The sequence below is a fragment of the Actinomycetota bacterium genome, assembly GCA_035536535.1.
In the GTDB taxonomy this organism is placed as follows: Bacteria; Actinomycetota; JAICYB01; order JAICYB01; family JAICYB01; genus DATLNZ01.
Window position 1 is genome coordinate 1 of record DATLNZ010000041.1, and the last position, 8,703, is coordinate 8,703.

The following is an 8,703-nucleotide window of genomic DNA, read 5'->3' on the forward strand; positions in this document are numbered from 1 at the left end:
CGCTCACGTGCCGGCCGCGGCGCCGCCCGTCCCCGCCTGGCCGGACCGGTCGGCTGCCTGCTCGCCGACCCGCCGCGCGAACAGCATCCGGCCGGTGGACATCTGCAGGATGCTCATGACCTCGACCTCCACCGACGTCCCCAGCAGCGCAGAAGCCCTCTCGACGACCACCATCGTGCCGTCGTCGAGGTAGCCGACGGCCTGTCCGGCGTCGCGACCCTCTTTGATGAGCTGCACGGAGGTCCGCTCTCCCGGCAGGACTGGGGGCCGGAGCATCTCGGTGAGGGCGTGCAGATTCAGGACCGTCAAACCCTGAAGCTCCGCCGCCTTGCCGAGGTTGGAGTCCGACGTCACCAGTGGCAGCCCCCGGCGCCTGGCCACCACGAGGAGCTTGGCGTCGGGTTCCGTCGTCCCCGCCGGGTCTTCGTCCAGGACCCTCACCGTCGCGCCCGCCTCTCGCAGCGAGGTCAGCACGTCCAGTCCCCGCTGCCCGCGCCTGCGGCGGATCGGATCGTTTGAGTCGGCGATTCCCTGAAGCTCCCAGATGATGAACGTCGGGACCCACAGCGGCGACGGCAGGAGCCCGGACTTCCACAGCTGCAGGATCCGGCCGTCAATGGCCGCCGAGGCGTCGAGAAGGCACCCGCCCGTTGGCCCCTCGACAGACGCGGCCACCCCCATGACCCCGAAGAGCTCATGGCGCTTGCGGGAGGCAAATCGGGAGCCAAAAGCGGCGGATATCACCAGCACCAGGGCGACGATCGGGTAGCTGACGACGGGCGAGGCCACGAAAGCCAGCACCGGCCAGGACACGAGGGCCCCCATCACCAGCCCGACCAGCAGCCCAACCGTGGAGGCAAGGACTTCGGTGGCGTGTCGCTCGGCCAGTCGCTGCTCGACAAAGGCCATCGCCCGGTCCACGCCGCGGGCGACCATTCCCCCGCCGATGTAGCCCAGTCCGGCTCCGATCGCCGTGACCAGAAAGGCTGCCGTCTCGGGGTTGTCCACCGGGAGCACGGACGAGCCGCGGCTGCGTCCGAGCTGATAGGCGCCCGCCGTGAAGGAAAGCACGACGATCAGCCGGATCGCCTCGATGACCATGACCTTCCCCCTGTCCGGCGGGTGGGCAAGGCCGCGTGCGTGACCCGTCCGGCTGAAGGCCGGCGGGACAGCCGCTACTTGAGGGCCTTCTCCAGGACCGCCTCGGCCTCCTCGGCCTCGACGGACAGGGCAACGGCGATCTCGCCCGTCAGGATCTGGCGCGCACGGTTGAGCATGCGCTTTTCGCCCGTGGAAAGGCCCTTCTGGCGCTCGCGGATGCTCAGGTTACGAACGACCTCAGCCACCAGCTGGACGTCGCCGGACTTGAGCTTTTCGGAGTTGGCCTTGAACCGGCGGGACCAGTTCTCGGCGTTGTCGGTGACCTCGTTGCGCTTCAGCACCTTCAGCACGCCGTCGACCTGGTTGCGGTCGATCAGGTTCCGGATGCCGACCTCCTCGCAGGACGCGGCCGGCACCATGAGGGTGAGGTCGCCGGCATCCAGCTTGAGGACCAGGTACTGGCGGCATTCGCCCAGGACGTCTTTGTCCTCGATGCGCTCGATCGTGGCGACGCCGTGGTGGGGGTAGACGACCTGATCGCCGATCTTGTACGCCTTGCCACGCTTTTTGGTCGCCATCCTAGGCATAGTACCATCCTCTGAGTCGGCCCGGGGGCCTGCTCCGGGCGGCTGTCCCGGTGGGTTCCCCGGTCTGACCTGCGATGTCAGGTATTCGACGCGCGGGCGGCTGTTCCCTGCAAGGGGTTGCGCAACCCGGTCAATTCGGACGTCCCGAGGGAGTCCAGGAGGTCCCGGACGTGGCGCACCCGGTGCAGTGTCATACCCGCAGGCGCCTCGGCTGAGGTGTTCCACGGGATGACCGCCCGCCTGAACCCGGCCGCCGCCGCCTCGGCCAAGCGCCGGTCCGCCGATGCCGCCTGCCGGACCTCACCGGCCAGGCCCACCTCGCCGAAGGCCACCAGGTCGTCCGGAAGCGCCGCCCCGCTCCAGGCGGAAAGCAGCGCACAGACGACGGCGAGGTCCGCCGCCGGCTCGGTGATGCTGATCCCGCCCACGGCGGAGACATAGACGTCGTGCTCCGACAGCGGCAGGTCGAGCCGCCTCTGCAGGACGGCGACCAGCAGCGGCAGCCGCGAGGAGTCCACCCCGATGGCGGTCCGGCGGGCCATCTGCCGGCCCGCGGGAGCCACCAGGCCCTGTATCTCCAGCAAAAAGGCCCGGCGGCCCTCGACAAAGGCCCCCAGGACGCTGCCCGGCAGGCCCGGGCAGCGGTCGGCCAGAAGGTAGGAGGTGGCGTCGCGGATTCCGGCCAGGCCCCGCCCGGTCATCTCAAAGAACCCGGCCTCCTGGGTGGAGCCGAAGCGGTTCTTCAGTGCCCGCAGGACCCGGACGCCGTCGCCGCGGTCGCCTTCAAACGCGCAGACGACGTCCACCAGGTGCTCGAGCACACGCGGTCCGGCCACCGACCCGTCCTTGGTGACGTGTCCGACCAGCACCAGGGTCGTCCCCCGGTCGCGGGCCGCCCGGGCCAGGCGCGACCCGCACTCCCGGACCTGGGCAACCGAACCGGGGGCCGACGGGATCGCCGGGTCATAAAGCGTCTGGACCGAGTCCACCACCACGAGGTCCGGCCCGGACTCCACGGCCGCAAGGACGGCCGGCAGGGACGGGTCCGCCAGCGTCCTGATTCGCTCCGACCGCCCGTCCAGGCGTCCGGCCCGGGCCGCCACCTGTGTAGGCGACTCCTCGCCGCACACAAGCAGGACGTCGGTGTGGGTCGCCATTAGCATCGCCGCCTGCAGCGTCAGAGTGGACTTCCCTATCCCCGGCTCCCCCGCCAGCAGCAAGACCGAGCCCCGAACCAGGCCTCCCCCCAGCACCCGATCCGCCTCCTCCAACCCGGTGGACAGCCGTCCGCAAGCGGTTTCGTCCAGGGGCGGCAGCGGTTGGAGGTCAGGAGCCGGACCGTTGGCCGAGGGCTCACGGCTCTCCAGCTCCTCGACGACCGATCCCCACTCGCCGCACTCCGGACAGCGGCCCACCCACCGGGGGGTCCGGGCACCGCAGGACTGGCATGTCGCGACGGATCTGGTCTTCACGGCCCGGGCAGTCTATGGACGACCTCGGACACTTCGATCCGAGCGGGGGACTTCGGATCCCATCAGCTCCCCCGCTCCCGCCGCGTCTGACAAACTTGGCATTCGCGAACCGCGAACCCCTAAGGAGCCCTATGAGAAAGCCCGTGCTCGTGTCCCTGCTGGTACTGGCCCTGCTGATGTCCGCCTGCGGCAAGGGCGACGACGGACGGAAGGACGGGGGCGGGCCGGCGGCTTCGGGAGCGTCGGAGACCGCCGGGCCCGATGAGACCGAGGCTGCCGATGAGACCGCGCCGGCGGCGACGGCAGGCAAGGCCGGCGGGACGGCTGCTCCGGCCCGCACGGGGGCCAAGTCAGGCAGCGCCGGCCAGGGGGCGCCGGTGCCGGCGGCACCGGCCAACGGAGTCAACCGCCCCAGGATCGGATCCTACGTCTACGCGCTGAGCGGGTTTGCCCAGGACCCGTTGAGCACCCAGCCCAAGGAATACCCGGCAGGCTCGGAGGCGACGATCGAGTTGTCCGCCAACGGCAACGAGTACACGGGCCGGCAGACCACAAGCCAGGGCGGCGGGTCCGGGACGCAGGTCTTCCGGTGGGAGGCTACAAGCGTGCTGTTGTCACTTATCCGGTTTGAAGGCCAGGGCCAGCGGCTTGAGTGCGCACTGAACCCCCCGGCGCCCATCCTGCGGATTCCGTTGCGCAAGGAGGCTTATCCCGCCCACACGGCCACGGGGGAGAACTGCCGCTTTACGTTCAACATCAGCGTCGTGGGCCAGGAGGACGTTGCCGACTCGAGCGGCAAGACCTGGAAGACGTGGCGGCTGGAGCAGAAGACCGACTACCAGATGGGCGGCGTGACCGGGACGATCCGTGGGCCGGTGTGGTTCTCGCCGGACCTCGGCACCTCCGTCAAGGAGGATCAGACAAACGACGCGACCTTCTCCGACGCCGGCCAGAGCCTCGTGTTGAAAAGCCGCGACGTCCTACTCCTGAAGCGCCACCCCTAAGCAGGAGCACGAGGGGCTGGGCACCGGGGGTCGCGGCTACAGGCCCAGCAGCGACTTCGCTATGAGCAGGTAGATCGCCAGGCCGGTTGCGTCCACCAGCGTCGTGATCAGCGGCGCGGACACCAGGGCCGGGTCGATTTTGAACCTCTGCGCGACCAGCGGTATGAGGGCGCCGATCGTGTTCGCCCACGTGCAAATGACGACGACGGAGAGCCCGACCACTACCGACAGGCGCATCGAGCTGTTCCACAACAGGGCCCGGCCAAAGGCGCCGACGCCCAGCGTCAGGCCGAGCAGCAGGCCGCCCGCCAGTTCGCGAGCCAGCACCCGCCAGGTGTCCCTCAGCTGGATCTCGCGCAAGGCCAGGCCACGAATCAGCGTGGAGACGGTCTGGGCTCCCGTGTTGCCGCCGGTGCCGATCAGAAGCGGAATGAAAAACGTCAGGGCGACCATGCGCGAAAGCTCGTCGTCGAACACCCGCAGCACAATGCCCGTCGCCGTCTCGGCGACAAACAGCAGCAAAAGCCAGCCCGCCCTGCGCCGGACGGCGCTCGTGAGCGGGATGCTGAAGTAGGGCTGGGCCGGCATCCCCCCGGCCTCGATTCCGCCGAACCGCAGGACGTCCTCCGACCCCTCCTCGAGCAGAACGTCGATAACGTCGTCCACCGTCACCAGACCGAGCATCACGCCCTGCGAAGAGACCACCGGCAGCGCCAGGAAGTCGTAGCGCGACACCAGCCGGGCGACCTCCTCCTGGTCGGTGTCCGGCGTGACGGAAATCACGTCCGTGCGGATGATGCGCCCCAGCGGCGTCTCAGGCTGGGCCACCATCACCTCGCGCAGGGAGACCACACCCTGGAGGCGGCCGGCCGCGTCGAGGCTGTAGAAGTCGGTGATGGTCTCCACCTCCTCGTCCACCACCCGCAGCTGGGCGACGGCCTCGGCGGCCGTCATCCTGGGGTCGACCCGGACGAACTTCTCGGTCATGATCCGGCCCGCGCTCTTCGGGGGGTAGGCCAGCAGATCGCGGACCTCGGCGGCGTCCGGTGCACGCATCACCTGCAGCAGCTGCTGCTGCATCTCCGGGACGTCCTCGGTGAGGATCTCCGCGACGTCGTCCATCGGCATGAGGTCCAGCAGGTGCCCGGCTTCCGCGGGGCTCAGAGACTCCAGCAGGTCGCGGGTGACGTCCGGACTGACCTCGGCCAGGACGTCCGACGCGAACTCCGGCGTCAGCGCGCGGAACACCGCGCACCGCTCGTCTGTCTCCAGCCGGTTGAACACGTCCGCGACGTCGGCGGGGCGCGCGGCCTCGGCAAGGTCCCTCAGCGTCCGGGGATCGTCCAGATGGCGACAAAGCTCCTCTTCGAGCAGGTCGACCGTCAGCGGCTGGGCGTCGCGCACGAGTTGTCCTCTGAAAAGAGACGGGAAAACGAACGTCCATGATGCTTTATCGCGCGCCCGGCGATCGAGGCTTCGCTACAGTCGGGCAGGTCCGCCGACCCGGGAGCAATTGATGCTGACGGCGCAGTGCCATGACGCAGAGTCCGGGTGGTCGCGCGTCATGGACATCGAGCGGGTCTCGGACCTCCGGGAGACTCCGGGAAACCTCGTGTGGGCGGAGGCGGACGTGTCGTCGCTCACCGACGACGACGCGGCCGCGATGGCCCAGGAGTTCGGTCTGCACCCCCTGGCGATCGAGGACGCACTGTCGGGGCGCCAGCGCCCGAAGCTCGAGCAGTACGACAGCCATCTGTTCGTCGTCATCCACCAGCTCGATGACGAGGGCATGCAGCTGGAGCCGGCGCAGATCTCCTGCTTCGCCGGCAGCCGCTACGTCCTGGTGCTGCATGACAACGCGGGCAGGACCCTCACCGAGGCCAGGCGGCGCTTCGCCTCGGCACCCACGGACATCAAACGCGGCCCGGCGTTTTTGATGCACGCGCTGATCGACTCGATCGTGGACGACTACCAGGCCATAGCCGACCGCATCGAGACCGACATCGAGACGCTGGAGGAGGTCGTGCTTGGCGACCCCGCCACGCCCGTCCAGAAGCAGCTGTACTCGATCAAGCAGAAGCTGGCGCGCCTCCGTCGCTACGCCCTGCCGGTGTCGCGCATGCTCGCAGTCGTGGTCGACCCCGAACGACCTCCCGTACTTGACGAAAGCACGAGCCGCTACTTCAGGGACGTCTACGACCACATGCTGCGCATGACCGACCAGGTGCGAAGCGTCGACGACCTCGCGGACGCGATCCTGGACCTCATCCGCACCGAGCAGGTCAACCAGCAGAGCGAAGCCACCAAACGGCTTTCAGCGTGGGCGGCGATCATCGCCGTTCCAACGTTCATCGCCAGCGTCTACGGGATGAACTTCCGGCTGGTCCCGCTGGACGGGCAGAGGTTCGGCTTCTGGTTCGCGCTGGGCCTTATGACCCTCACCGGGCTGTCTCTTTACGCGTACTTCAAAAAGCGCGGGTGGCTGTGAAAGGCATAGGCCGGGCGGTCTGACGACCGCCCGGCCACTTGATCTCTCTAGCCTTCCGTTGACGCGGCCGGCGCCGCGAGCTCGACGGGCTCGGGGGCCTCGATCGTCTCGCCATCGCGGGCGGTGAACACGATCTCGTCGTTCTGGGCGTCCACGACGACGACCTGTCCGGCGCGGAACTCCTTCCACAGGACCTTCTCCGACAGCGGGTCCTCGACCAGCCGCTGGATCGTCCTGCGCAGCGGCCGCGCCCCGAGGGCGGGGTCATAACCCTTCTCCGCCAGGAGCAGCTTCGCCGGCTCCGTCAGCTCGAGGCTCAGCCCGCGGCTTGCCAGCTGCTCGCGAACCCGCTTGATCATCAGGTCGACGATCGACGTGACCTCCGGCTTGGAGAGCGGGTGGAACACGATGACTTCATCGATCCGGTTGAGCAGCTCGGGCCTGAAGCTGTGCTTGAGCTCGCTCATGACCTTCTCCTTCATGCGGTCGTACGAGATCTCGCCGTCCGCCTGATTGGAGAACCCGATCCCGCGGGACCTTGCCACGTCCCGGGTGCCGAGGTTGGAGGTCATGATGATCACGGTGTTCTTGAAGTCGACGTGGTGGCCCTGCGCGTCGGTCAGGCGCCCGTCCTCCAGGATCTGCAGCATGACGTTGAACACGTCGAAGTGGGCCTTTTCGATCTCGTCGAACAGCACCACGGAGTACGGCCGGCGGCGGACCTGCTCGGTGAGCTGACCGCCCTCTTCGTAACCGACGTAGCCGGGAGGCGAGCCGACGAGCCGGCTGACCGTGTGCTTCTCCATGTACTCGGACATGTCCAGCGTGATCAGCGCGTCCTCGTCACCGAACAAAAACTCCGCCAGGGTCTTGGCGAGCTCCGTCTTGCCGACGCCGGAGGGGCCGAGAAAGATGAACGACCCGGACGGACGCTTGGGGTCCTTGAGGCCTGCCCGCGTGCGCCGGATGGCCCTGGAGACGGCCTCGAGAGCCTCCTGCTGGCCGATGACGCGCTTGTGCAGCTCGTCTTCCATCCGCAGGAGCTTGGCGGACTCCTCCTCGGTGAGGCGGTGGACGGGGATGCCGGTCCAGATGCCCAGGACCTCCGCAACCTCCTCCTCGCCGATCACGCCGTGGAACTCGCCTTCGCCGGTCTTCCACGCCTTCTCGCGCTCGCGACGGTCCTCCTGCATGGCCTTCACGGACTCGCGCAGGTTCGCCGCCTCCTCGAAGTCCTGGCGCTGGATCGCCGAGTCCTTCTCGGCCTCCGTCGCGGCGATGCGGTCGTCGATCTCCTTGATCTCGGGAGGAAGCGACAGGCGCCGCATGCGCATCCGGGAGCCGGACTCGTCGATGAGGTCGATCGCCTTGTCGGGCAGGAACCGGTCGGTGATGTAGCGGTCGGCGAGGTTGGCCGAGGCCACGATCCCCTCATCGGTGATCACGACCTTGTGGTGCTGCTCGTAACGCTCCCTGAGACCCTTGAGGATCTCGATCGTGTCCGCCACGGTGGGCTCGGACACCTGGATCGGCTGAAAGCGCCTCTCCAGAGCAGCGTCCTTCTCGAGGTGCTTGCGGTACTCGGCCAGCGTGGTCGCCCCGATCGTCTGCAGCTCTCCGCGGGCCAGCATCGGCTTGAGGATCGAGGCGGCGTCGATCGCTCCCTCCGCGGCCCCCGCGCCGACGAGCGTGTGCAGCTCGTCGATGAAAAGGACGATGTCGCCGCGCTGCTTGATCTCTTTGAGAACCTTCTTCAGCCGCTCCTCGAAGTCTCCCCGGTAACGGGAGCCCGCGACGAGGGCGCCGAGGTCCAGCGTGTAGATCTGCTTGCCCTTGAGCGTCTCCGGGACCTCCTGGCGCACGATGCGCTGCGCCAGGCCTTCGACGATCGCGGTCTTGCCCACGCCGGGCTCACCGATGAGGACGGGGTTGTTCTTCGTCCGCCGGGATAGCACCTGCATGACCCGCTCGATCTCCTTTTCGCGACCGATGACCGGGTCGAGCTTGGTCTGGGCCGCCAGAGCGGTGAGGTTGCGGCCGAACTGGTCCAG

General features: G+C 68.3%; 7 protein-coding genes. 2 read left to right on the top strand and 5 right to left on the bottom strand.

What is annotated here, in order from left to right; all coding sequences use genetic code 11:
- Nucleotides 1-3: 3 nt before the first annotated feature.
- The 3 genes from VNE62_03050 to radA form a co-directional block, all read right to left on the bottom strand.
- Entirely contained in the window at nt 4-1,101 is a 1,098-nt protein-coding gene (locus VNE62_03050; GenBank protein ID HVE91266.1) for a PIN domain nuclease, read from the bottom strand.
- A gap of 74 nt (nt 1,102-1,175) precedes the next feature.
- On the bottom strand, nt 1,176-1,679 hold the full coding sequence (locus VNE62_03055; protein ID HVE91267.1) for a CarD family transcriptional regulator: 504 nt from the start codon (nt 1,677-1,679) through the stop codon (nt 1,176-1,178).
- Between the two features lie 86 nt (nt 1,680-1,765).
- Nucleotides 1,766-3,160 (bottom strand): DNA repair protein RadA, encoded by a 1,395-nt coding sequence (radA, locus tag VNE62_03060; protein ID HVE91268.1) that lies wholly within the window; start codon nt 3,158-3,160, stop codon nt 1,766-1,768.
- A 131-nt stretch (nt 3,161-3,291) separates the two neighbouring features.
- Between radA and VNE62_03065 the strand changes: the two genes are divergently transcribed.
- Nucleotides 3,292-4,164: a hypothetical protein gene (locus tag VNE62_03065; protein ID HVE91269.1), complete on the top strand. Its 873-nt coding sequence runs from the start codon at nt 3,292-3,294 to the stop codon at nt 4,162-4,164.
- Nucleotides 4,165-4,200: 36 nt separating this feature from the next.
- Here the strand turns inward: VNE62_03065 and mgtE are convergent, their stop codons facing one another.
- The gene (gene mgtE, locus VNE62_03070) at nt 4,201-5,568 is read right to left on the bottom strand and encodes a magnesium transporter (GenBank protein ID HVE91270.1); all 1,368 of its coding nucleotides are present in this window, start codon (nt 5,566-5,568) and stop codon (nt 4,201-4,203) included.
- Nucleotides 5,569-5,680: 112 nt separating this feature from the next.
- Between mgtE and VNE62_03075 the strand changes: the two genes are divergently transcribed.
- On the top strand, nt 5,681-6,652 hold the full coding sequence (locus tag VNE62_03075; protein ID HVE91271.1) for a magnesium and cobalt transport protein CorA: 972 nt from the start codon (nt 5,681-5,683) through the stop codon (nt 6,650-6,652).
- A 47-nt stretch (nt 6,653-6,699) separates the two neighbouring features.
- Here the strand turns inward: VNE62_03075 and VNE62_03080 are convergent.
- Nucleotides 6,700-8,703, bottom strand: a 2,004-nt coding sequence (locus VNE62_03080) for an ATP-dependent Clp protease ATP-binding subunit (GenBank protein ID HVE91272.1), incomplete at its 5' end; no start/stop codon positions are given.

Excerpts from the sequence above, each read along its gene's own strand:
- VNE62_03050 (HVE91266.1), bottom strand. The coding sequence starts at position 1,101 with ATGGTCATCGAGGCGATCCGGCTGATCGTCGTGCTTTCCTTCACGGCG.
- VNE62_03055 (HVE91267.1), bottom strand. The coding sequence starts at position 1,679 with ATGGCGACCAAAAAGCGTGGCAAGGCGTACAAGATCGGCGATCAGGTC.
- VNE62_03065 (HVE91269.1), top strand. The coding sequence starts at position 3,292 with ATGAGAAAGCCCGTGCTCGTGTCCCTGCTGGTACTGGCCCTGCTGATG.
- VNE62_03075 (HVE91271.1), top strand. The coding sequence starts at position 5,681 with ATGCTGACGGCGCAGTGCCATGACGCAGAGTCCGGGTGGTCGCGCGTC.